This window comes from Chryseobacterium sp. ON_d1, from assembly GCF_006829085.1.
In the GTDB taxonomy this organism is placed as follows: domain Bacteria; phylum Bacteroidota; class Bacteroidia; order Flavobacteriales; family Weeksellaceae; genus Chryseobacterium.
In genome coordinates, this window is the sequence record NZ_BJTC01000019.1 from 35,285 (window position 1) to 59,027 (window position 23,743).

General features: G+C 36.7%; 26 protein-coding genes. 10 read left to right on the forward strand and 16 right to left on the reverse strand.

All coding sequences use genetic code 11. The features are described from left to right. The first annotated feature begins 402 nt into the window (after positions 1–402). A complete protein-coding gene (locus CRS_RS23015) occupies positions 403–690 on the forward strand; it encodes a GNAT family N-acetyltransferase (RefSeq protein WP_089692521.1) in 288 nt (95 codons plus the stop codon). On the opposite strand, the gene CRS_RS23020 is transcribed toward CRS_RS23015, so the two are convergent. Continuing rightward, on the reverse strand, positions 691–1,788 hold the full coding sequence (locus CRS_RS23020) for an MBL fold metallo-hydrolase (protein ID WP_142726291.1): 1,098 nt from the start codon (positions 1,786–1,788) through the stop codon (positions 691–693). A 173-nt stretch (positions 1,789–1,961) separates the two neighbouring features. On the opposite strand from CRS_RS23020, the gene CRS_RS23025 reads away from it, so the two are divergent. After that, positions 1,962–3,500: a S41 family peptidase gene (locus tag CRS_RS23025; protein WP_142726292.1), complete on the forward strand. Its 1,539-nt coding sequence runs from the start codon at positions 1,962–1,964 to the stop codon at positions 3,498–3,500. 38 nt (positions 3,501–3,538) lie between these two features. Here the strand turns inward: CRS_RS23025 and CRS_RS23030 are convergent, their stop codons facing one another. The 6 genes from CRS_RS23030 to CRS_RS23055 form a co-directional block, all read right to left on the reverse strand. After that, a complete protein-coding gene (locus CRS_RS23030) occupies positions 3,539–4,129 on the reverse strand; it encodes a hypothetical protein (protein ID WP_142726293.1) in 591 nt (196 codons plus the stop codon). Positions 4,130–4,141: 12 nt separating this feature from the next. Then, entirely contained in the window at positions 4,142–4,651 is a 510-nt protein-coding gene (locus CRS_RS23035) for an RNA polymerase sigma factor (protein ID WP_142726294.1), read from the reverse strand. 130 nt (positions 4,652–4,781) lie between these two features. Beyond that, positions 4,782–5,141 (reverse strand): hypothetical protein, encoded by a 360-nt coding sequence (locus CRS_RS23040; protein ID WP_142726295.1) that lies wholly within the window; start codon positions 5,139–5,141, stop codon positions 4,782–4,784. Positions 5,142–5,199: 58 nt separating this feature from the next. Beyond that, the gene (locus CRS_RS23045; protein ID WP_142726296.1) at positions 5,200–6,015 is read right to left on the reverse strand and encodes a hypothetical protein; all 816 of its coding nucleotides are present in this window, start codon (positions 6,013–6,015) and stop codon (positions 5,200–5,202) included. An 11-nt stretch (positions 6,016–6,026) separates the two neighbouring features. Further along, on the reverse strand, positions 6,027–6,536 hold the full coding sequence (locus tag CRS_RS23050; protein ID WP_142726297.1) for an RNA polymerase sigma factor: 510 nt from the start codon (positions 6,534–6,536) through the stop codon (positions 6,027–6,029). A gap of 154 nt (positions 6,537–6,690) precedes the next feature. Beyond that, on the reverse strand, positions 6,691–8,319 hold the full coding sequence (locus CRS_RS23055) for an NADP-dependent glyceraldehyde-3-phosphate dehydrogenase (protein WP_142726298.1): 1,629 nt from the start codon (positions 8,317–8,319) through the stop codon (positions 6,691–6,693). Between the two features lie 174 nt (positions 8,320–8,493). On the opposite strand from CRS_RS23055, the gene tpx reads away from it, so the two are divergent. Beyond that, entirely contained in the window at positions 8,494–9,063 is a 570-nt protein-coding gene (tpx, locus tag CRS_RS23060) for a thiol peroxidase (protein ID WP_172617141.1), read from the forward strand. A 701-nt stretch (positions 9,064–9,764) separates the two neighbouring features. On the opposite strand, the gene CRS_RS23065 is transcribed toward tpx, so the two are convergent. The 3 genes from CRS_RS23065 to CRS_RS23075 all read right to left on the reverse strand — a co-directional run bounded on the left by CRS_RS23065 (position 9,765) and on the right by CRS_RS23075 (position 13,305). Then, complete coding sequence (locus tag CRS_RS23065) at positions 9,765–10,532, reverse strand: MBL fold metallo-hydrolase (protein ID WP_142726299.1); 768 nt, start codon at positions 10,530–10,532, stop codon at positions 9,765–9,767. Positions 10,533–10,760: 228 nt separating this feature from the next. After that, a complete protein-coding gene (locus CRS_RS23070) occupies positions 10,761–11,303 on the reverse strand; it encodes a Crp/Fnr family transcriptional regulator (protein WP_142726300.1) in 543 nt (180 codons plus the stop codon). 16 nt (positions 11,304–11,319) lie between these two features. Next, a complete protein-coding gene (locus tag CRS_RS23075) occupies positions 11,320–13,305 on the reverse strand; it encodes a urocanate hydratase (RefSeq protein WP_142726301.1) in 1,986 nt (661 codons plus the stop codon). Positions 13,306–13,570: 265 nt separating this feature from the next. On the opposite strand from CRS_RS23075, the gene CRS_RS23080 reads away from it, so the two are divergent. Next, positions 13,571–14,008, forward strand: coding sequence for an endonuclease domain-containing protein (locus CRS_RS23080; RefSeq protein ID WP_142726302.1), 438 nt, complete (start codon positions 13,571–13,573; stop codon positions 14,006–14,008). Between the two features lie 114 nt (positions 14,009–14,122). Here the strand turns inward: CRS_RS23080 and CRS_RS23085 are convergent, their stop codons facing one another. From CRS_RS23085 to CRS_RS23105, 5 genes are all read right to left on the reverse strand, one after another. After that, complete coding sequence (locus CRS_RS23085; RefSeq protein ID WP_142726303.1) at positions 14,123–14,416, reverse strand: hypothetical protein; 294 nt, start codon at positions 14,414–14,416, stop codon at positions 14,123–14,125. A 49-nt stretch (positions 14,417–14,465) separates the two neighbouring features. Further along, complete coding sequence (locus CRS_RS23090; protein ID WP_142726304.1) at positions 14,466–15,452, reverse strand: D-glycerate dehydrogenase; 987 nt, start codon at positions 15,450–15,452, stop codon at positions 14,466–14,468. A 74-nt stretch (positions 15,453–15,526) separates the two neighbouring features. Continuing rightward, complete coding sequence (locus CRS_RS23095) at positions 15,527–15,790, reverse strand: prevent-host-death protein (protein ID WP_142726305.1); 264 nt, start codon at positions 15,788–15,790, stop codon at positions 15,527–15,529. 206 nt (positions 15,791–15,996) lie between these two features. After that, positions 15,997–16,647, reverse strand: a complete 651-nt coding sequence (locus CRS_RS23100) for a protein-L-isoaspartate(D-aspartate) O-methyltransferase (protein ID WP_142726306.1) — start codon at positions 16,645–16,647, stop codon at positions 15,997–15,999. A 101-nt stretch (positions 16,648–16,748) separates the two neighbouring features. Beyond that, positions 16,749–17,396 carry a hypothetical protein gene (locus CRS_RS23105; RefSeq protein WP_142726307.1) on the reverse strand — a complete coding sequence of 216 codons (648 nt, stop codon included), beginning with the start codon at positions 17,394–17,396 and terminating at the stop codon, positions 16,749–16,751. A gap of 134 nt (positions 17,397–17,530) precedes the next feature. Between CRS_RS23105 and CRS_RS23110 the strand changes: the two genes are divergently transcribed. From CRS_RS23110 to CRS_RS23135, 6 genes are all read left to right on the forward strand, one after another. After that, entirely contained in the window at positions 17,531–18,493 is a 963-nt protein-coding gene (locus CRS_RS23110; RefSeq protein WP_142726308.1) for a Gfo/Idh/MocA family protein, read from the forward strand. A 438-nt stretch (positions 18,494–18,931) separates the two neighbouring features. Continuing rightward, positions 18,932–20,662, forward strand: coding sequence for a cellulase family glycosylhydrolase (locus CRS_RS23115; RefSeq protein WP_142726309.1), 1,731 nt, complete (start codon positions 18,932–18,934; stop codon positions 20,660–20,662). Between the two features lie 65 nt (positions 20,663–20,727). Next, positions 20,728–21,606, forward strand: a complete 879-nt coding sequence (gene bla-A / locus CRS_RS23120; RefSeq protein WP_142726310.1) for a CGA/CIA family class A beta-lactamase — start codon at positions 20,728–20,730, stop codon at positions 21,604–21,606. Between the two features lie 31 nt (positions 21,607–21,637). Then, on the forward strand, positions 21,638–22,048 hold the full coding sequence (locus CRS_RS23125) for a hypothetical protein (protein ID WP_142726311.1): 411 nt from the start codon (positions 21,638–21,640) through the stop codon (positions 22,046–22,048). 10 nt (positions 22,049–22,058) lie between these two features. Then, entirely contained in the window at positions 22,059–22,949 is an 891-nt protein-coding gene (locus CRS_RS23130; protein WP_172617143.1) for a 3-hydroxybutyryl-CoA dehydrogenase, read from the forward strand. A 51-nt stretch (positions 22,950–23,000) separates the two neighbouring features. Further along, positions 23,001–23,240: a hypothetical protein gene (locus CRS_RS23135; protein ID WP_002977986.1), complete on the forward strand. Its 240-nt coding sequence runs from the start codon at positions 23,001–23,003 to the stop codon at positions 23,238–23,240. 48 nt (positions 23,241–23,288) lie between these two features. On the opposite strand, the gene CRS_RS23140 is transcribed toward CRS_RS23135, so the two are convergent. Further along, on the reverse strand, positions 23,289–23,699 hold the full coding sequence (locus CRS_RS23140; protein WP_142726313.1) for an META domain-containing protein: 411 nt from the start codon (positions 23,697–23,699) through the stop codon (positions 23,289–23,291). Positions 23,700–23,743 lie beyond the last annotated feature (44 nt).

The window sequence follows — 23,743 nt, forward strand, 5'->3', positions numbered from 1 at the left end:
GCCAATGCTTCAATACAAATGCTAATATTTGTTAAGAAAAACTATAAACAACTGATTATCTTTGATATATTTCTTTGTTTTTTTTTCGAATTTTCAGCCATTACCTGCTTTTGATTCATTATTGGAAAACAACTATAAAATTTATATTTTAAGTTTTGGCTGAAGCCAATGGACGGATACTTTATGGTTAGATGGCCCCCTATTGAATAGAGATATTTAAAAGGAACATCTTTTATCTTTTATCTTTTATCTTTTATCTTTTATCTTTTATCTTTTATGTTATAAAATTCGTTAAGATTCCCAAAAACTATTATCTGATATCATTTAATTTCGTAATTTTAATGAAGAGAATGTTTTTTTAGAAATATTCTTCAATTATTAATCAACCAAATCTTAGTTATTATGGAAAATATAAAGTTTCAGGTATCTCCATATCAGGATGAATTGCAGCTGCTTATTGATGATAAGAAAGCAGGTTATATGTCCATAGAGGTTGACGGAAGGCTGCTTATCGTCTATTATACGAAACTTGACGAAGAACGTGAGGGGAAAGGCTACGCCAAACTATTACTGGATGAGCTGGTACGCTATGCAGAAGAAAAAGATTTGCTTGTAGACCCGGAATGTGATTTTGTAAGACAACAGTTTGAGAATCATCCTGCAAGATATAAAGAAATCTGGCATGCCTGATCAGTTTTCCCACCAGGTGGTAAACTGCTGTTCTGAATGATTCAGATCTACTACCTCGCCGATCATTGGAGTGAGGATATTCAGTTTGTTTTCTTTTCCTAGAGCTGATATTTTTTGTAAAGGTTCATTCCATGGATGAAGTGCCAGTGCAAATTTTGCTGCATGAACAGGAATGATATGTTCTGCCCTGAGGTCCATACCAGCCTGGATAACATCTTCCGGCAATGTATGGATATACCTCCATGCTTCTCCATATTGCCCGTTCTCAAGAATAGCATAATCAAAAGGGCCATACTGCTCACCTATTGTTTTAAAGTGACTATCGTAACCACTGTCTCCTCCCAGGAAGATTTTCTTTGTAGACGTGACCAGAACATAGGAGCACCAAAGCGTATCATTCTGCTTTATTCTCCTGCCGGAAAAGTGCCTTGCCGGAGTAAAAATAATTTTCATATCATTTCTCAGACTCACTTCTGTTCCCCATTCTTCTTCAATAAGCTTATTTTCAGCATATCCCCATCTTTCCAAATGGGCTCCCACTCCCAAAGGAATAATAGTCATTCCTGTCCTGTCTTTAATGGATGTTACAGTTGGATAATCCAAATGATCAAAATGGTCATGGGTTATTACAAGATAATCCAGGTCGGGAATATCTTCAGGTTTAAAGATATCTGATCCTTTAAATGCTTTATTAAAATATTTAAAAGGAGAACCATACAGACTTAAAACAGGATCAATTAAAAAAGAGACTCCATCAGTCTGTAAATAATACGATGAATGCCCAAGCCATATCAATACGTCCTGATTTTTATCTATACTTTTTAAATCGGTATGAAGAGACGGAATTGCTTTCAGAGGTTTCAGCAGCGGATCTTTTTTACCTAAAAAAAAATCGTAGGTCACTTTCGATATTTTGTACCCTTCAGTAATGGAAGGTGTGTGGCTGGTATTCTGGAACTGATTATTTTTATAGAGCTTTGACTGCCTGATACGCTTCAGCCTCTTCCCTTTTGGCACTCCGCCAAATGCCCTCATATTGATCACTATAAAAAAAGTAACAGTAAGAACAACTACACTCGTAATAATCCAACAAATCATCTGTAAAAAATAAATATCAAATGTATTGACTTTTGATTTTAAATGAAAATTTATCCTGTTTTACCTTATTTTTTTAACTAAATTTATCATGTATTTTGGAAATTTTATTATTCATTTAAATCGTGATTAATTTTAAACTTTCTATTTTAGCAGATTGAAAAAACTCAAATACATTGAAAAATTATTCGGTAATATTGCTACTTGCTATTCTTTCGTCCTGTGCTTCCATAAGAAAGCACAACGAACAGCGGGCTTCATGTATTACACCGGAGCAACTTAAAGAAGATGTGGATTTTGCCTATTCCAAATTACAGCAAATGCATCCTCAATTATATTGGTACATTCCCAAGAAGGAATTGGAACATAAGTTTGACAGTCTTAAGCAGACCATTACTGAACCGCTTACTCCTCTTCAGTTTTATTTTAAACTTCAACCCGTCATTGCAGGCATTCGTGAAGGTCATCTGTCTCTCAGAATTCCAAGAAAAAAATTTACAAAAAAAGAAATTAAAAGACTGGAACACCAGAAAGGAATGTTCAGCCGTTTCGAGTATTATATCACAGGCGATCGGATGTATATCGTTCAGAACAGGGATTCTATTGAACATATTCATCCCGGGACCGAAATTTTATCGATCAATCATGTTCCGGTATCCGATTATATAAAGAAATACAGAAGCCTGATCAGCAGTGACGGCGACAACACCACCTTCTATCCCTACTTTTTAAAGGATCTGTTCTTCAATTTTTATACTGCAGAAAACGGTTTTGGAAGCAAAGCCGTTCTTGAAACCCTCTATCGGGGAAAAAAAAGAACGTATACCATAACCCGGGAGACAAAATCCGAATCTGACCTTGAAAAGGATAAGGCAATGGAGAAAAAGACCCAGGAAAAGAAACTGAACGATTATGTAGCTTCCAGCAATTCTTATAACAGGAGCTTCAAATTTCTTGATAAAGACAGTACTATTGCTTATATAAAAGTGAAAAGCTTTTCCAGAGATTTTTCGGATAAGTTTTATAAAAAAACTTTTGCCAGGATCAGCAATGCAGAGTCTCCTTATCTCATCATTGATGTCCGGAATAATTACGGCGGTTCACTCTATGAAATTAACAATCTGTATTCATATCTTACAGATGAACCGTTTACCCTGATCAAACCTTCGCAGGTGACCGCAAGAGATATTCCCCTGCGTACCAATTATTTCAGAAAAAGTAATCCTCTGGAATATGCATTGAAAAGTATTGCCTATCCAAGTTATTTTCTTGCACAGGCCTTCAGTACTTATAAAAAAGACGGAAAAGTTTTCTATAAAATGAAAGCTGACAAGCCTACAAAACCTAAAAAAGAAGCCTTTCACGGAAAAGTTTTTGTACTGATCAACGGTGGAAGTTTCTCCGCCTCATCTATTATTACGGCCAAACTTAAGAATGATAAAAGAGCAACTCTTGTGGGAGAAGAAACCGGGGGAGCCAATGACGGAACAGTAGCCGGTTTTTACTCGTATCAGAAACTTCCCAATTCTGAAATAAAATTTCCTATCGGATTGCTTCTGGTGCAGCCTAATATCAATTTTTCAGATTCACGGAAAGGGGTCGTTCCCGATGTGACCGTGACAGAAAGCATGCAGGATATTATTGATAAAAAGGATCCTCAGCTGGACTGGATAAAAAACGAAATTGCAAAGGAAAAGAAAAATAAAGGGCAATAATGAAAAAGACTTCGGCGGGCTTTCAGCCCGCCGAAGTCTTATCTCTTTAATTCCTCCAACAGATTTTCAATATGCTGCATGTATCTTCCATAATAACGGTGAAACCAGAATTGTCCGGCAAAATACAGTAAAAATAATCCACCAATCACAGAACCGATTAAAATAACCGCAATCTTCAGCTCACTCAAAGGTTTTGGCCAGGGAATGAATTCCAGGACAATTAGGATCTCACAGACCAGAAACGGTGCAAAACTGATATAGTATGAGAGATAATACTGTTTGTTAAGATTCAGCTGCATGACCAGATCTTTCAGGGAGTCATAGGTTTTCGGTGCAGGATTACTGATTTCATTATACAATTTAAAGAATTTACTGAAAAAGAAAACGGTAACAATAAGCATGGAAGCAATTAAAACCGTTATATACAGCTGAAGTTTAAATGGCCTGCATACAGAACATACCAGAAAAGCAAAAACGAAGATTCCTATCATCCACCAGAATTCCACACGCATGTTTTTACGTATTTTTTCAAGGGGAAGATTCAGTTTATTTCTCTGCTCTATAGTTATTTCAGGAGTTTCCTCCACAATATCTTCGTTCCAGGTATTTTTCAATTCATCGATATTCATTGGATTGTTAATTTAAGGTTTGTTGATTTTTATTTGGCTTAAGATATCTTTAAGTTTATTTTTGGCCCTATTCATTTTCACTCTTGCATTACCTTCGGAAATTCCCATCTGGTCTGCAATCTGCTTTCCTGAAAAATCTTCCAGATAGTAGAATATAAAGGCTTTATCAATAGGATTGAGCTGATGAATAGCCTTATACATTTCTGTCAAACGCTCTTCTTTACGGTAATCATAATCTTCCTGAACAATGATTTGATTAGAAAAATCTTCACGGGCTATAAAGCTTCTTCTTTTTTCTGTTTTAAGGAAAATAATAGCAGTATTTAAAGAAATTCTATACAGCCATGTTGAAAACTCACTTTCCCCTCTGAAATCAGGAAATGCTTTCCAGAGCTGATAGGTAATCTCCTGAAAAAGATCATCACGGTCATCTTTTTCAGTCATGTACATTTTGGAAATCTTAAACAGGATTCCTTTATGCTGTTCAATTTTACGTATAAACTCTTGTTCTAATGAGGTCATAGCTTGTTACTCTATAGAGTTAGTTTTCGTTTAAAAAAAATGTTACAGTTTTTTTAAAAGGAATAAAAAGACCTGACGGAAAATACGGTCAGGTCTCATTATTTCTTTAAGTTTTACTGAAATATCAATCTTATTTAAAATCCATAAAGTCATCTTTTTCAAGATAATGATTGAGGGCATTGATAAGCTGAGAAGAAGTAACCTCTGCATGCTGTCTGAAAGCAAGATCCACCACATCCTGAATATTCTCATCAGAACACATATAATTCAGCTTATTATGATATACAAAATCAGGTAAAATTTCATTATCATTCTCACCAATATCCAAAGGATCTCCGATAAAAACCTTCATTTCAGGTTCAAACCTGTCTTTTGAAGAATAGACTGCATAGTTGTATTCAGGGTCATAAAATTCCTTCCTGTCTTGTTTATGCTTCACAAGTTCCAGAAATTCTTCTATAGGATACATCTGATTTTTAATTTCATCCATTTTATATTTTTTAACAGCTCAACGTTCTAAAGATAGAAAATTTATAAACCAACAGTTTCTAATTCAGTTTATTTAAAGCGTTCTGCAATGATCCGATATCTAGTAAATCAAGCTTTGCCCCTACTATGATGATGATCAAAAGAACAAGCGTCAAAAATAAAATGATAAAAATATACATCGATACAAACCATATAACAGTATTCAAAATGTTTCCTTTAATTCCCATCTTATTTATGAAAAACTTCTGTGAACGCTCAAACCATGACTTTTTCTTTTCCTGTTTCAGATTTATTTCAATTCCGTTAAGTTCATCTACCAAGCGGACTACATCATCAATATATCTTCCGTACATATAATAAATCCAATATTTGATAATAAAAGCGATTAAAAATAGGGTAATCAGAAGACTGACCCCGAAGATTGCCAGATTATATTCCCTATCAAAGTGAAAGTTAATTTTGATCAGAGACAAAAGGAATCCAAGAGGAATATAAGCTATATAATAGGAAATATAAATTTCTTTTGAGATGAGAAGCTGGGTTTTAAGGTTGAACAGGTCATAATTGGTATTGATACTGTTTTTCCTGAGCAGCTTATACAGTTTCAGAAAACGGGAATAAAAATAGATAATAATAGCAACCGTCAGAATAGTGACAAATGCTGATATGATTTTAATATTAGAATCAGCGGAGGCAAACGGGAAGCCTGTTAAAAGTAAAGGCAGCGTTACAATCATCAGCCAGAATTCTGTCTGCATATTCACTTTCAGCATCTGCAGCGGAGAATGTATTTCCCTCTTCTTTTCCAGGGAAATTTCAGGGGATTCCTGTCCTGTATCTTTATTCCAAAGTTCTTTAAAATTTTCTAAGTCCATAGTGTTATTGTTTAATAGGAACCTGAATTTTGGCTGGTAATAATCTCTTTAAGTTTTTCTTTTGCCCTCTTCAGCTTTACCCGGGTATTTACTTCGGTAATTCCCAACTGTACTGCAATATCTTTTCCTGAAAAACCTTCTAAAAAGAAAAATATAAGGGCTTTATCAATGGGGCTCAACTTATGGATGGCTTCATACATTCTCTTCATATTTACATCATCCGTATCATTATAAGTTTCCTGCCGGACACTCAGCCTATCGATGTCCTGATTCTGTATAAAACTACGTTTTTTTTCACTTCGCAGAAAAACAATTGCAGTATTAAGCGCAGTTCTGTACAGCCATGTAGAGAAATCACTTCGGTTTTGAAAATCACCGTATGATTTCCAGGCCTGATAGATGATCTCCTGATAGAGGTCATTCTGATCGTCCTTATTATCCATATACATTTTAGAGATCTTGAAAACCACTCCTTTATGTTTTTCAATCTTTTCTAAAAATTCTTTTTCCGGTGAAGACATGATTTACACACTGATCCATAGATGATATTTCTAAAAAACATCATCTTATTATAACACAAAACTTTAATTTCCGGCATTAAGTTAAAAAAATCCTCAATAAACCACTTTGTTTATTGAGGATTTTTATTTTATGTTAAATACAATATCGGTACGATCAGAAAATATAATCTGTACTTAAAAAGTTGGAATCATGTTCTCTTACAATAGTATTCAGCAATTCTTTGTTGGATTCCGTCAGTTTTGCAGCTACCAAAGATCTGATAGAGAATGAACGCAGGGCATCAAAAACTGAAAGTGTTCCCTCCGCACTGTCCTTTCTTCCGGTAAAAGGGAAGACATCCGGACCTCTTTGTGCCTGACAGTTGATATTGACACGGCTAACAAGATTTACAAACGGATCGATCAGTCTTGCCACTTCCTGAGGATCTTCACTGAAAATGCTCACCTGCATCCCGTGCGAAGCATTCACCTGATATTCTATAGGCTCTTCTATATCTTCAAACGGAACAACAGGAATCACGGGGCCAAACTGCTCTTCATGATACAGCTTCATACTACTGTTCACAGGATATACTACCGCAGGGAAAACAAAAGATTCATCTGTATACCCTCCATCTTTATTCAGAACTGCAGCTCCTTTCTGTAGGGCATCATCAATACATTCTTTTAAATAAGGAGGTTTATTGACTTCCGGAAGCGGTGTTACTTTCACATCTTTCTCCCATGGAAGCCCCGGTTTCAAAGCAGAAACAGCCGCACTCAGCTTTTCAGTAAACTCCGGAGCCACTTCTTTCTGAACAAATATAAGCTTGAGCGCTGTGCAACGCTGTCCGTTGAAAGAAAGAGAGCCTAAAATACATTCGCTTACCGCTACATCCAGGTTTGCATTTTTGGTAACAATGGCTGCATTCTTCGCATCCAGACTTAAAATGGCTCTTAAACGGTTTACCTTAGGATGCAGTTTTTTCAGCCCATTCGCTACTTTACTAGAGCCGATGAAAGCAAGGACATTCACTTTTCCGCTTTCCATGATCGGGGTAATGATTTCTGAGCCTTTTCCATATAAAGTATTCACTGTTCCCTTCGGAAATGCTTCTTTGAAGGCTTCTAACAATGGATAATGAGCCAATACACCATGTTTCGGAAGCTTGAAAAGAATGGTATTCCCCATAATCAGGGCAGGAATCAATGTGGTAAAAATTTCATTCAGAGGATAATTGAACGGCCCCATACTTAAAACAACTCCAAGCGGTGCTCTTCTGATCTGCGCAATGGTTCCCTCCGCCTGTTGAAAACGGGAAGATTCTCTATCCAGATCTTTCAGGGCATCAATGGTTTGATTGATATAATCTACAGTACGGTCAAATTCTTTCGTAGAATCGGCCAGTGTTTTCCCGATTTCCCACATCAGCAGCTTAATGATCAGATCTCTTTGCTGAATCATCAGGTACACGAATTTCTGCATACACTTAATTCGTCCTTCCACAGACATGGTGGGCCATTCACCAAGACCGTTATCATAGGCTTTTACACAGGCTTCAAGAACTTCCATAGCTTCATCCGGGCCAATATTCGGGATGCTTCCCAGAAGCTTCCTTTCTAATCCGTTTTCTGTAGGAATGCATACAGGTGAATAGATTTCCATGACATCGCCGTTCCACTCTACCAGTTCGCCATTCAAAAGATAAGTTCTTTGGTGAATCACCGGAACTTTATATTCTTCAGGGATTTCGTTTTCACTTTTAAAAATGTGATGAAATGATGCTGTATTTTCTGAACTCATAAATCTTTCTATTTTTTTATATGATAAGATTCTCCTTCTTCCGGAGAATTAATAATATAAAGGTAGAGGTAAATTGTTTTGAAAAAAATATTCTGACAATAGATTTGATCTATTTGAATTAAAATTAATCTCAGATCCTGAAAAAAGAATAATTTAGCATAAAAATTAAATTTCATGTTTTCAAAATTAGTTTTCAGTACACTCTTATTCTGTTCTGCAGTGGGCTTTGCTCAAAAATCTAAAGCGATCAATACAGTTTTAATGGGAGGAAAGGAGGTCCATACCTATGCCAAATTGCCGGCACTGAATAAGCCTGCTCCTAAATTTACCCTAACAGATATCAATATGAATGATCAGACCCTGGATTCCTACAAAGGCAGATATGTTATCCTGAATATCTTTCCAAGTGTAGATACCGGAGTGTGTTCTGCATCTGTACATCATTTCAATGAAGAGGCAGGAAATCTTCCTAATACGGTAGTACTTTGTATTTCAAAAGATCTGCCTTTTGCCCAGAAAAGATTCTGTGGTGCCGAAGGAATCAAAAATGTAGTAATGCTTTCCGATTTCCGTTCCGATTTCGGATGGAATTATGGTGTAGAACTTGTAGATTCCGCCATGAAAGGACTTCTGAGCAGAGCGGTTGTTGTGATAGATCCTTCAGGAAAGATCATTTATGAAGAGCAGGTACCTGATATTTCCCAGGAACCGAATTATGAAGCGGCGATTGCCGCTGTAAAATAATAAATCATATTAAACCATTAAGAAAAATTAAAGAGTTAAGAATATTAATGTAAAGATTGATATTCTTAATGGCTTAAAAAATAAAACTCAGCGAATTGCTGAGTTTTTTCTGTATCATAGTTGGATCAACGCTAAGGCGCAAAATGATATTTAAAAAGACTGCTGTAAGGCGCAGGGATTTTATCTCTGATAAAATTTCACACCACCTCTGTCATTGCAAACCGAAGGTGAAGCAATCTCAATGTTCTCTCGCAGATTGGGCAGATAAATATGTGACTTTTAAACATCTTTGATGTTTACCTTCACTTATCTTAACAACTAAAATTTTCTTAATGGTTCAAAAAATAAAACTCAGTGACTTGCTGAGTTTTTCTGTATTATAGTTGGAAAACGCTAAGGCGCAAAATGACATTTAAAAAGACCGTTCTAAGGCGCAAGCATTTTATCTCCTATACAATTGATAATGTTTCATTTTAATAAGGAGAAGAAATTTTAATCTCCATCTCCTCCAATAGAATTAAATTCTTTTGTTGAATAGTGTAGGAGCAGCAACGTAAGCATACAATGAAATCATCAATAGCATCGGGCTTTAGCCCGATATAAAAAGATAAATACCAAAGGCTTTAGCCGAAATTTAAAATTAAGTTTCGGCTAAAGCCAATCCATATTACTCACGAAAGAAAACGGGCTAAAGCCCGTTTCTATTGATGAGATTCTACCAGCACTTCTCCATCTTTCAAAACCATATACTCCTGTCCCACTTCCTTTGAAACATTTTTCAAATCCTGATCATCAAATACCTGAGGAACGTAATGTTTCTCATGGGCAAACAGTCCATAATGGATGGGTATAAGCTTCCTCGCATGCAGAAGATGAGCTGCTGCAAAGGCTTCTTTCAGATTAAGCGATGCAGGAATGGGACTGTATTCCAATCCGATGATCTCAAAGTTGACCACCACTCCGTTGACGGGTAAGAAAGCAAGATCTATATTGGGATTTTCTTTTCCAAGCTTCCAGAACTGGTTGTGCCAGATGGTATCTCCGCCATGAAAGATCTTAGTTTCTCCATCATCCACAATCCAGGAAGACTGTATTTCTCCCAAACCATCCATCGCAAACACAGGCTTGAAAGTGATATTGTTTTCCGTGAAGGTTTCATCAAGATCAAGAACAATCATCTCCACTTCATCTAAAATTTTTCTTACCACAGCTTCAAGCCCTTTATAAACGATCAGTTTTCCATCCTTCTTTAAACACTTTCGGATCACTCCTTTATCAAAATGATCAAGATGCATATGGGTAAACAGGATATAATCTGCCTCTACATGATCTGAAAACGCTATAAGATTTTCCACGGCATCCCCTAAGACGGGTTTATAATAGGAGTAATCTTCTACAGCATCTATTAAGATGGTTTTGTGATGCGATGTAAGTTTGACCCCTGCCCAGTTTAATTTTTGTATTTCCATATTCTTTTTTCAGCAAAGAAAAAGACTTCCGAAAGGCAAGGCAATAAACAAAAGATAATTAATGAGGGTGTTTTGAGGATGGGAGCTGAGGGATGGAAGATAGGAGTTATTGAGGTGATAGAATAACTATACCTCTCTTTTATTTGAAACGATTGATCAGTTTAATTATTAAATCTATAGAAAATAATAGGGAAACGGATAGTAACTTCCAGCTCCCCCTCTTCCAACTTACACAATCCTCTTCCTGATCCTGCTTAAGGAAATAGGTGTAATGCCAATATAAGAGGCCAGATATTTCAGAGGAATATTCTGAATATAATGAGGTTTATTCTTCAGCAGGTATTCATAGAGGTCCTGTGGTGTATTTTTCAGTAAAAGCATTTCCCTTTTCATAGCCGCATTCAGTTTTCTGCTGAGATAATAATTCTGTACAAAACGACAGTGCGGATTTACAGCAAATAGATTTTTCACTTCATCCAAAGTGATTTCCCAGGCCAGTCCGCTGCTGATAGATTCGTAAACGACATCTGAGGCTTTTTCTTCAACAGTAAAAATATCCCCGGGAAAGTAAAATTCTGCACAGATTTCAGTATCAATATCCGATGTGCTGTTGATGTAGTATTTCCGGACAAGCCCATCTTCAAGAAGATAGGCTTTGCGGTCCGGAAATATGATTTTTTTTGGAAATTCAACCTCAGCAAACTTCTCCCATACAGGATCAACATCCTCTACGTTCAGGTGTGAAAACAGTCTTTTGTTGATTATTGCCAATGTTGAATTTTATGTGTTACAATAAATTTTCGTCTACAAGATTCGGAAGAGTTACCTTCAGATTCGGTTCTGCTTCCATAGCTCTTTTAATAGCGAAAATAGCGCCTTCATTTCTTGCCCAGCTTCTTCTTGAGATCCCGTTGTTTACGTCCCAGAAAAGCATAGACTTCAGTCTTCTGTCGGCATCATCGCTTCCGTCAAGAAGCATTCCGAAACCTCCGTTGATCACTTCTCCCCAACCTACACCGCCTCCATTGTGAATGGAAACCCATGTAGCTCCACGGAAACTGTCACCAATCACATTGTGAATGGCCATATCTGCAGTAAACCTTGAACCGTCATAGATATTGGAAGTCTCTCTGTAAGGAGAATCTGTTCCCGACACATCATGGTGGTCTCTACCTAATACTACAGGTCCGATTTCTCCGTTTTTAATGGCTTTATTGAAGGCTTCAGCAATTTTCATTCTTCCTTCTGCATCTGCGTAAAGAATTCTTGCCTGAGAACCTACCACCAGTTTATTTTCCTGGGCTCCTTTGATCCACTGAATATTGTCTTTCATCTGCTGCTGGATTTCTTCAGGAGAGTTTTTAATCATTTCTTCCAATACGGCACATGCAATGTCATCCGTCTTTTTCAGATCTTCGGGGTTCCCGCTGGTACATACCCAACGGAATGGCCCAAAGCCATAATCAAAACACATAGGTCCCATAATATCCTGTACATAACTCGGATATCTGAATTCTCTGCCTAATGTTGGGTTTTCTGCCATCACATCAGCCCCTGCTCTGGAAGCTTCTAGTAAGAAAGCATTTCCGTAGTCAAAGAAATAGGTTCCTTTTGCTGTATGTTTGTTGATCGCTGCAGCATGTCTTCTCAATGTTTCCTGAACTTTTTCTTTGAATAATTCAGGGTTTTCAGCCATCATAGTATTTGATTCTTCAAAAGTCTGCCCTACAGGATAGTAACCGCCAGCCCATGGATTGTGAAGTGAAGTCTGGTCTGATCCGATGTCAATTCTCAAATCCTCCTGATCGAATTTCTCCCAAACATCAACAATATTTCCAAGGTAGGCCAGAGAAACCGTTTCTTTGTTAGCCTGTGCTTCTCTTACTCTTTTCACCAAAGCATCAAGATCCTCATGAATCTCATTCACCCACTTCTGATCATGACGGATCTTGGTAATTTTCGGATTCACTTCGGCACATACCGTTACACAGCCTGCAATATTACCCGCTTTTGGCTGCGCACCGCTCATTCCTCCTAATCCTGAGGTTACGAAAAGACCTCCTTTCGGTTCTTTTTTGATTTTTCTGAAAGCATTCAATGCTGTAATGGTTGTCCCGTGAACAATTCCCTGCGGGCCAATATACATATAGCTTCCAGCTGTCATTTGTCCGTATTGGGTAACCCCCAATGCATTGAACTTCTCCCAATCATCCGGTTTAGAATAGTTCGGAATCATCATTCCGTTCGTAACCACTACTCTTGGAGCATCTTTATGAGAAGGGAACAATCCCATCGGATGTCCTGAATACATTACCAATGTCTGCTCATCGCTCATTTCAGACAGATATTTCATTGTCAGCAGATACTGTGCCCAGTTGGAGAATACAGCTCCGTTTCCACCATAAGTAATCAATTCGTGAGGGTGTTGTGCTACTGCATAATCCAGGTTGTTCTGAATCATCAGCATAATCGCTTTCGCCTGTTCAGATTTTCCCGGATAATCTGTGATTGGCCTTGCCTTCATTTCATAATCCGGACGGAAACGGTACATATAAATCCTACCGTAATCTTCCAGTTCCTGCTTAAATTCAGGGATGAGTTCTGTATGAAATTTAGGATCAAAATAACGTAAAGCATTCTTCAATGCCAGTTTTTTCTCTTCTTCTCCTAAAATTTCTTTACGCTTCGGAGCATGGTTGATATTGGTTTCGTATGGTTTCGGTTGTGGCAGCTGATCAGGAATCCCCTGCTGTATCTGTTCTTGAAATGTCATATTGCTATTTAAAGGTCTATGTTTTTAAACAATGTTTGAAGTTTTAAAGATATTCAAATTAGGAAATATAGGCAAGGGGAGAGAGTGAAAAGGCAAAATGGTAAAATGGCGAAATCGCTAATTTGCTATTTTGCATTCCTGAAATAACCAAAATTTCACTTTAAGTACTATATTTGAATAAATGCACCTTATTCCCCTCCGTTGGAGGGGTGGATTCCAAAGTTGATAACTTTGGAAGACGGGGTGGTTAAAAATAAACACAATCATGAAAGAAATCGTAACCGTTATCAGTGGAGTTCCGATCCGCAGGAATTTTGTTGAAAACCTTCCCTACAATCCCCATTTAAAAGCATTATTAAAAGAAAAACGTAAAGCCCGGGTTTTGGGTGAAGTGATATTCTGGAAGAAAGTCCGTGCAAAAAATTTTCATAAGATTGATTTTGACCGACAAAGAATAGTAGGAAATTATATTGTTGATTTTTATGTAAAAACATTGGGATTAATTATAGAAATAGATGGATCAAGTCATGATGGAAAGCAGGTTTATGACGGCATAAGAGAGGAATATCTTGAATCTTGGGGACTTTTGGTTTTCAGAATAAGTGATTTTGATGTAAAGAATAATCTGAGCGTGGTAATGAAAAAATTGGAAGATTTTATTGTACTGCATTATGGAACCACCCCGTCTTCAAAAATTCTTTAATTTTTGAATCCACCCCTCCGAGGGAGGGGAATTGTCCTTACCCATATTAGTTGTTATTCAACATAAAAAAACCTTACTAAAATTCAGTAAGGTCAGTTTGTTTATCGTAAAAATTTAAGTTAAAACATCATCATTTTCCTCTTCATGGTCATCTTCATTATCACTGAGACTCCAGTAGTTGTTTTCTTCATCTTCCTCTCCAATTTCTTCCATTTCATCATCATCTTCTGTTCCTGGAATATCCAGACCTTCATCAACTTTATCTTCGTCAAAATCTTCATCTAAGATAGGATTTCCATCTCCGTCGAGCGAAATATGCTTTTCTTTTTTGAATATATCTTCATTGGGGTTGTAATCCATCTGCTCCAGCTTTCTGTTCTGTTCATTAATATTGTCTTCAGGTATCATATTATTACGATTTAAAGGTTTATATAATCAGAACAAAAATAATTCCAAGTTAGGATAAATGGTTAGAATAAACTTCAGGATTGACGCAATTGGGCATTTTTTCATTTTTTGAAAAAGCGATGATATTTTCTGCTGCCAGTCTTGCCATCCCATTTCGGGCCTCAACAGTAGCAGAGCCGATATGCGGAAGAACGCAAACGCTTGAAAGTCCCAGGATAGGATCATCCGCATCCATAGGCTCGGGATTGGTAACATCCAGACCTGCTCCCCAAATCTTTTTATCAACTAATGCCTGATACAAATCTTTCTGATTATGAAAACCTCCTCTGGCGGTATTAATAAAAATAGCCTCAGGCTTCATCTGTTCAAAAAGAGAAGCATTGAATAATTCCTGATGCTCCGGAGTAAAATTGGCATGAACACTCAATACATCTGAGTTTCTGACCAGTTCTTCAAAAGAAACATAAGTGGCTCCCAGCTCCTGCTCTGCATCTTCATTATGGTGACGGTTGTGATAAATAATATTCATTCCAAAAGCTTTCTTTGACTTTTCTGCCATTTCATATCCGATACGTCCCAGTCCAAAAATCCCCAGAGTTTTTCCGTAAAGTTCCTGTCCCAAAGCCTGTAAGGGGTCAAATGCACCCCAGCTTCCTTCCTTTACTTTCCGGAAATTGTAGCTGGCTCTTCTTGCCACCGACTGCATAAGTAAGAAAGCAACATCTGAAGTCGCCCGGCTCAATACATCAGGAGTATTCCCCACCGGAATATTTCTAAGGGTAGCTTCTTTAATGTCTACATGGTCAAAACCTACAGAATATAAAGCAATGGCTTTAAGTTCCGGGCAGGCTTCAAAAAAGGTTTTATCATATTTAAACTCTGCACCGATGCTTACAATAGCATCAGTATTCTTACAGAAATCCAGCCATTCTTCATAAGACAGATTGTCTTTTTCCGGGAAAATAATTTCAAGGCCAGCTTCTTCCAGCATTTTAATTCCTGCTTCGGGAATTTTTTTATTGATAAATACTTTCATTGTAATGGATTAATGGTTTTCAATAAAAAACCTCACTTGCAAAAAGTAAGGTTTCTGAACTTTAATATTAAAAATTATTTCTTTTCATCAGAATGGTTTTTATTCTTCTCCCAGGCTTCAGAAGCAATTTCCTGAATCTCCATCCAAACTTCTTTTGCAGATTTCTGAGCCTGCGACATAAATCCGTGTTTGGTAGCTTCCTGATTCCTGCTTTTCATGTCATTGATGTAATCTTTTACCTGTTGGGAATAGCTTTCTATGCTATATCCAGGGTTATTGTGCAGATTTTTCTGAAGATTACTAAAATCATGTGACGCTTTGAATCTGTTCGTATCCATAATATAAGATTTTAGTGATTGGGTTCTGATGTGAATCCAATTTTCATTCCGAAATGAGTTAAAGTATTTTAAATTTTGGCTAAAGCCTATAGAATGTGCGTTGATAAAAAACGGACTAAGTCCCTTCCTATTGATCAAATTGGTATTCAACAGAACTGGTGTTTGAGACCAGTTCTTCTACCAATTCCGTTTCTGATGGATAAAAATTATTGATTGGTGCTTCCAAGCATTGGAACAAATTTATAAGCCCCAAATTCCTCTTTTTCAAATTCGGTAGGACCTACTTTGGTGAATCTGTATAAAACCTGTTCATCTGTAGGTCCTAAAGGAATCACCATAATGCCCCCAATATTCAGCTGTTTTAAAAGTTCTGTTGGTAAAGTAGAAGCTCCACAGGTTACGATGATTTTATCAAAAGGAGCAAAAGTAGGAAGCCCGGCAAAGCCATCTCCAAAACTCTGGAATTTTGGAAACAGATGAAGTTCTCTGAGTTTCTTTTTAGAAAAATCAAACAGATCTTTTTGCCTTTCCACAGTGTATACGTGGGCTTTCATAGCCATTAAAACAGCGGTTTGGTAGCCACATCCGGTACCAATTTCCAACACTTTTTCACCCGGCTTTACCTTCAGCAGTTCAGACTGCTCCGCTACCGTGGAGGGATGGGAAATGGTCTGATGTGCCAGAATTGGGAATGCCCTGTCTTCATAGGCAAAATCTTCAAAGATACTTTCGATAAAAAGATGTCTCGGAACTTCACTCATAGCCGAAAGTACATTTTCGTCCGAAATTCCAATTCTGTTCCGAAGGTAGTCTACTAAAATCTTTCTTTTTCCTTTATGTACAAACGAATCCTGCATTTGACAAAAATAAGAAATTAGAAATTAGATTTCAGAAATCGTACGAAAGAATTATCCACAAAAACAGAGCAATCAAAAAATGACTGCTTTATTCTTATTTCTTAGTTCCATTTTATAGGATATGGTCCGTAAAAATCGCTGAAGGTATTATCAGCACATCTTTTTCTCACAAAAAAGTTATAACTCACTGTTTTACTTAACCCTATATAAATGGCTTTTTGACCTGCAAATACCAAATCTCCACTTGCAGGATGAGTGGAACTTGTTGTCAAAACAGTTTCATATGCAGAAATACCATCATTTTCCCAGGACACTGTAGCATCAAAAATGGAAGAATTCACAGAAGAAGTTGTTTTTGAATAGGTTGCATACCCCGGCTTTATACAGGTTGTTGTATTACTGGCCAAAACGGTAACAGGTCCCGCCCAGTTACTCCGGCCATTGTCTATTCCGCAGTTTTTTCTTACGTAAAGGTCATATTTATTATTCTTATACAATGGAAGACTATAGGAATTCTTATAGGTTACAACTGTTGTTCCATTTCCTAAAGTAAAACCTTGCTCTCCATACTGTATTTCATAATATCCTTCGCCCTGGCTAATCATATTCCAGGAAAGCTGGTTACTTCCTTTTTCAAATATCAAATTTTCCGGAGTTCCACATTTAGCCTGCGGGTCATATGGACTGTCTCCTATACATCCGGCAGTACATAATCCTAAGATGAGTAATATCGAAATTATCCTTTTCATCGTTATTTTTCTGACCGTGAATTTACTGTAATTTCTTTAATGAATACATGCGTTCAATCTTAAATATCTCCAAGTGAAAAGTCATGTATTTTATAAATGTACATTCACTATCTTTACAAAAATTTAATACAGCTATGTTAAAAGCAGGTTTGGTAGGTGCCGGACACTTGGGAAAAATACATTTAAAACTTCTTAATCAGTCAGATCGATATGAATTTGTAGGTTTCCATGATAAAGATGTTGAAAACGGAAAGAAATTAGAAGCCGAATTCGGATATAAATATTTTGAAAATTTTGATGATTTATTGGAGCATATCGATATGCTGGATATTGTTACTCCAACGATTTATCATTATGATTACGCGTTAAAAGCTATTGAAAAAGGTCTTCACTTCTTTATTGAAAAACCGGTAACGCAAACTCTTGAACAGGCGGAAGAAATTTTGCGTTTGTGCCAGGAAAAAGGAATCAAGGCACAGGTAGGACATGTTGAGAGATACAATCCAGCGTTTATAGCAACTAAGGAATACATCAGCAATCCGATGTTCATTGAAATCCACAGGCTGGCTGAATTCAATCCACGAGGGACGGATGTTTCTGTGGTACTGGATCTGATGATCCATGATCTGGATATTCTGTTGAGCATGGCAAAATCTAAGGTTAAAAACATCCATGCAAGCGGTGTTTGTGTGGTAAGCAAAACACCAGATATTGCCAATGCAAGAATTGAATTTGAAAACGGATGTGTGGCCAATCTTACGACTTCAAGAATTTCTATGAAAGCGATGAGAAAAAGCAGATTCTTCCAGAAAGACGCTTATATTTCCGTTGATTTTCTTGAGAAAAAGGCTGAAGTGATCAGGATGAAAGATGCCCCTGAAAACCCAACTCCATTTGATATGATCATTGAAAATGCAGATGGAGAAAAGAATCAGATTCTGTTTGAGTATCCGAATATCCAGCCTAATAATGCGATTCTGGATGAATTAAACTCTTTTGCAGATGCTATTACGGGTGACAAAAATGTAGAAGTTTCTCTTGAGGACGGAACTGAAGCACTGAAAGTGGCTTTGGAAATTATGAAGCTTATCAGTTAAAAATATACTGTTTTCTTAAGCAGCAATAGATACAATGCGATCTTATCATCAGAATACATAGATTATGAGATCGCATTTTTTATTTTTATAAACGAAAAGGTTTCAGTTTAGTTATTTATTATTTTATTAAGTAGGCAAAGGTTGAATCGATTAAAAATCAATATAATGAAGCCTTTTACTTATTGAATAAACGGATATTTTTCCTTTTAAAATTTTCATGATGAAATAATAATTTTTCATGAATATCTACTTCTTTATCATAAAAAATCCATTTCAAAATAAAAAACAATATATTTGAAGAATAATTCAATAAAATATTGAAAGATTTTGTTTTACATATATGGATATCTGACAAAATAAATGATCTGAATACAGATTCATATTGTATTCATTATAATTTCTAATTATTCCCTATTATTTTAAACCATTGAAACTACTATGAAAAGAGCTATTTTATTATCCACACTTTTATTGTCTCAATTTGGGACATCACAATTATTAAAGACTTCAGGACAAAAAATCGTGAATGATAAAGGTGAAAATATTCAGCTGAGAGGCCTTGGCCTTGGTGGTTGGATGCTTCAGGAAGGTTATATGCTGAAAACTGCTGATTTTGCAGGTCCTCAGTATAAGATTAAGGAGAAAATTGCAGAATTGATTGGTGAAGACGGAATGAATGAATTCTATCAGGCCTACTTAAAAAATGGCATTACCAAACAGGATATTGATCTTCTGGCAAAATCAGGATTCAATTCAATAAGACTTCCGATGCATTATAATCTTTACACTCTTCCGATTGAAAAGGAGCCTGTAAAAGGAAAAGATACATGGCTTGAAGAGGGTTTCAAAATGACAGATGATCTTCTTCAATGGTGTACAGACAACAAAATATACCTGATTCTGGATCTTCATGCCGCTCCGGGCGGACAGGGAAATGACGTTAATATCTCTGATAATGATAAATCCAAACCTTCACTTTGGGAAAGTGAAGAGAATCAGAGAAAAACAGTAGCCCTGTGGAAAAAACTGGCTGAACGGTATAAAGACAATCCATGGATTGGAGGATATGACCTGATCAATGAACCTAATATTAATTTCACTGGCAAAAATCCGAATGGCACTGATGAAATGTCGAATGCCCCGCTTTGGAAACTGCAGAAAGATATCACTGCTGCAATCAGAGCAGTTGATAAAAAACATATGATCTTCATTGAAGGCAACGGATGGGGAAATAATTACAACGGGCTTCCTGCGCTTTGGGATAACAATATGGCTTTCAGCTTCCACAAATACTGGAATTATAATGATGATCAAACGTTGAAATTTGCACTGGATCTCAGGGAAAAACATAATATCCCGATCTGGCTGGGTGAGACCGGTGAGAATTCCAATGTCTGGTTTACTGAACTGATACAGCTTCTGGATAAGCATAATATCGGATATGCATTCTGGCCTATGAAAAAGATTGATAATATCGCAGGGATCGCCAATGTAAAAATTACACCTGAATATGAGAAGCTTTTGGAGTACTGGAAAAACGGTGGAGAAAAACCCTCAAAAGAATATGCAAAAAAAGCATTAATGCAAATTGCAGATCATTATAAACTGAGCAATACGGAAGTTAAAAAAGATGTTATTGACGCCATGTTCAGACAGACAACAGATGCTTCAACAAAGCCATTTAAAGATCATCAGGCTCCGGGAAGAATATTTGCTTCAGAATATGACCTTGGAAGAATGGGTTCAGCTTATCTGGATAAAGATTTTATCAATCTTTGGGTAAGTGATCCTGCCAAAAGGTCAGAATGGAATTCCGGGCAGCAAATGAGAAATGACGGTGTGGACATCTATAAGTGTAATGATAAGATCACCAATCAGTATTATGTAGGGAAAACGGAATCCGGAGAATGGCTACAGTATACGGTTCAGTCAAAAGCAGATAAAAATTATACACTTGATATCAGATATTCGGGAGCAAAAGATTCTCATATAAGAATTGAGACCGCTTCCGGAAAAGTCCTGGCTAATGTATCATTACCATCCAGCGGAGGAAATGAAAACTGGAAAACAGTTTCTGTAAAAAACATACCGCTTCAGAAAGGAGAAAACAAAATCAGAATCTACTTTGAAAATGATGGCGCCAATATGAATTATTTTGAATTAAAATAGTAATAATTGTCTTAAATTGCAGCTCTCTTCTGAAGATTAGAAGAGAGCTTTTTAATTTCCGTATTATGAAAAAAACAGCACTTCTTTTTCTTTTGATTTCAGCATTTTCATTGGCTCAGACCTCTTTATTGGAACAAAAAATTAATTCAATCCTTAAGAACAAAAAAGCTACGGTCGGTGTTTCTGTTCTTGGGTTTGAAAATGGCTTTAAGTACGATAAAAACGGAGATAAAAAACTCCCGATGCAAAGTGTGTTCAAATTTCACATTGCAGCAGCAGTCCTGAATGCTGTAGATCACGGAAAACTTTCTCTGGATCAGAAAATTATGCTGAACCAATCGAATTTACTGGAAAATACATGGTCGCCACTTCGTGATAAGTATCCGGCAGGAAATGTTGAAATTCCGTTAAGCGAAGTGATTGAATATACCGTTGCCAAAAGTGATAATAATGGCTGTGATATTCTTCTGAAGCTGTTGGGAGGAACCCAGGTTGTTCAGAAGTTTATGGATTCTAAAGGAGTAAAAGGTTTTCAGATCAAATACAATGAAGAGGATATGCATAAAGACTGGAATGTTCAGTATGAAAATTATAGTACTACAAAATCCGCTTCTGATGTCCTGAAAAAGTTTTATGACGGAAAGTTATTATCCAAAAAATCCACAGACTATCTGATGAAAGTAATGCTGTCTACTTCAACCGGATTGAATAAAATGGTGGAACAGCTTCCCAAAAATACTCCTGTTGCAAGGAAAACGGGAGCTTCCGGTAAGAACGAAGCCGGTTTAACAGGTGCAGAAAATGAAATCGGAATCATTACTTTACCTAACGGAAAACATTATGCATTAGCTGTATTCATCAGCAATTCAATGGAAACCGATGTGGTAAACTGCAGGATGATTTCGGATATTTCCAGGGAGGTTTGGGAATATTTTAATAAATAAAATTTAAAGCTTATTTTTAAAGCGATTTAACATGAAAAAAATATTAGTATTAACTGCTCTGTTGGCATTCAGTTTCTTTTATTCACAAAAGAATCAGAATTATCTGGAGATCAGCTACGGAAGTGTGTGCTGCGGCCCTCCATCAGATAAACCTGTTATCAGTTTTCTGAAAGAATTCAAGAACAAAAGTCAGATCAAAAGTCTGGAAATACTGATTCAAAAAGGCATGGGAAGAGAAGGTGAATATACATTATATATCGGCACTGATTATCTGACAAAAAATCAAAAAAAACGTCTGGTGAGAGGATTAACAGCTACTATTTCCAATCAGAATAACAATAAGAAAAATCAAAATACCGGAACCGTTTTCTTTGATTCAGCAACTGTTGTTTCACAATCGGATCTTAAAGACATAAAAAATTTAACTATCTATAAAAAATAAAGGAAAAATGATCAAAAACATTGTAGTTATCGGAGCGGGAACCATGGGGAATGGTATTGCCCATACTTTCGCACAAAGTGGTTTTAAAGTAAATCTTGTGGATGTATCTCAGGAAGCTCTGGACAGAGGTTTAAAAACCATTACTACCAATCTTGACAGAATCATTGCAAAAGGAAATCTTACAGAAGAACAAAAAGCAGAAACATTAGGAAACATTACAATCTTTACAGCCCTGAGTGAGGCTGTAGGAACTGCTGATCTCATTGTAGAAGCGGCTACAGAAAATCTGGATCTTAAACTGAAGATCTTTGGACAGATGGATGAACTGGCTCCTGCAGGCTGTATTCTTGCCACCAATACTTCTTCTATTTCTATCACAAAAATTGCTGCAGCTACTAAAAGAGCTGATAAAGTAATCGGTATGCACTTTATGAATCCGGTTCCTATCATGAAGCTGGTAGAAATTATCAAAGGATATTCTACTTCTAAAGAGACTTTTGATGCGATCTATGAAATGAGTAAGACTTTAGGAAAAGTTCCTGTAGAGGTGAATGACTACCCTGGTTTTGTGGCCAACAGAATTTTAATGCCAATGATCAATGAATCTATCGAAACTCTTTATAACGGAGTGGCTGGTGTAGAAGAAATTGATACGGTAATGAAATTAGGGATGGCACATCCGATGGGCCCTCTTCAGCTGGCAGACTTTATTGGTCTTGATGTATGCCTTGCGATCCTGAACGTTATGTATGACGGATTCAAAAATCCAAAGTATGCACCGAATCCATTACTGGTAAATATGGTGACAGCGGGGAAACTTGGGGTAAAATCAGGAGAAGGCTTCTACGATTATTCTGAGAGCAAAAAAGCTGAAAAAGTTTCAAAAATGTTCCTGAAGTAATCTTAAATCAATAATTTTATTTATCTTTGAGAAAGTTAAAACATTAAAAAAATGAAATTACCAAAGTTTTTATTAGCAGATAATTCGGAATTTCCAGAGGATCTATTCGTAGTTCATACAGAATATCCAAGATTTATCCTAAACGTTGAGGAAGAAGAAGTTGAGTGGTTAGATGATCTTGAAGGTGATGATGAAGAAACTATGGCAGACGAGGCGACTAAAGTAGTAGAAGCAGCGTTCAAATGGTGCGACGAAGAGTTGGCTAAGTACGACGAAGAAGAGGAAGATTAATAACACTCTAAACATAAAAAAGGAACTCAGTTGAGTTCCTTTTGTTTTTTATTCTGATTTAGTGAATTTCAATAACAGAAGATTGTCTTTGTACAATTCTAAAGTATTCCCTGAAATTACATATTTGTTTGCTTTTCCCATCATATCCATAAAGTTTTGCTCTACTCCGATGTTGTTGCACATCATTTTCGTAGATCCCATCTGTCCAGCTGTAAAACCACCTGTGGACGGATCTATTGTAGCTGTTCCGAAATAATTGTTACATCCTGCATTTCCTGAGATTTTCTCTCCTTCAATATTCAATGTCGGAACTTTACCTTTTACCGTTTCAGCCAGTGTCCATTTTGTATTGGCAAGAGCAGGCTGGGCTTTTCCTACTTTAGAAGCAGAAGGGCTTGTCATTGATCCGCATGAAGCTAATACGGCAGCTGTGCATATACTTAAAAAAAGATTTTTCATTTTTTTCTTTTTGAATTAACCCAAATTTACGGAAATTATATTAT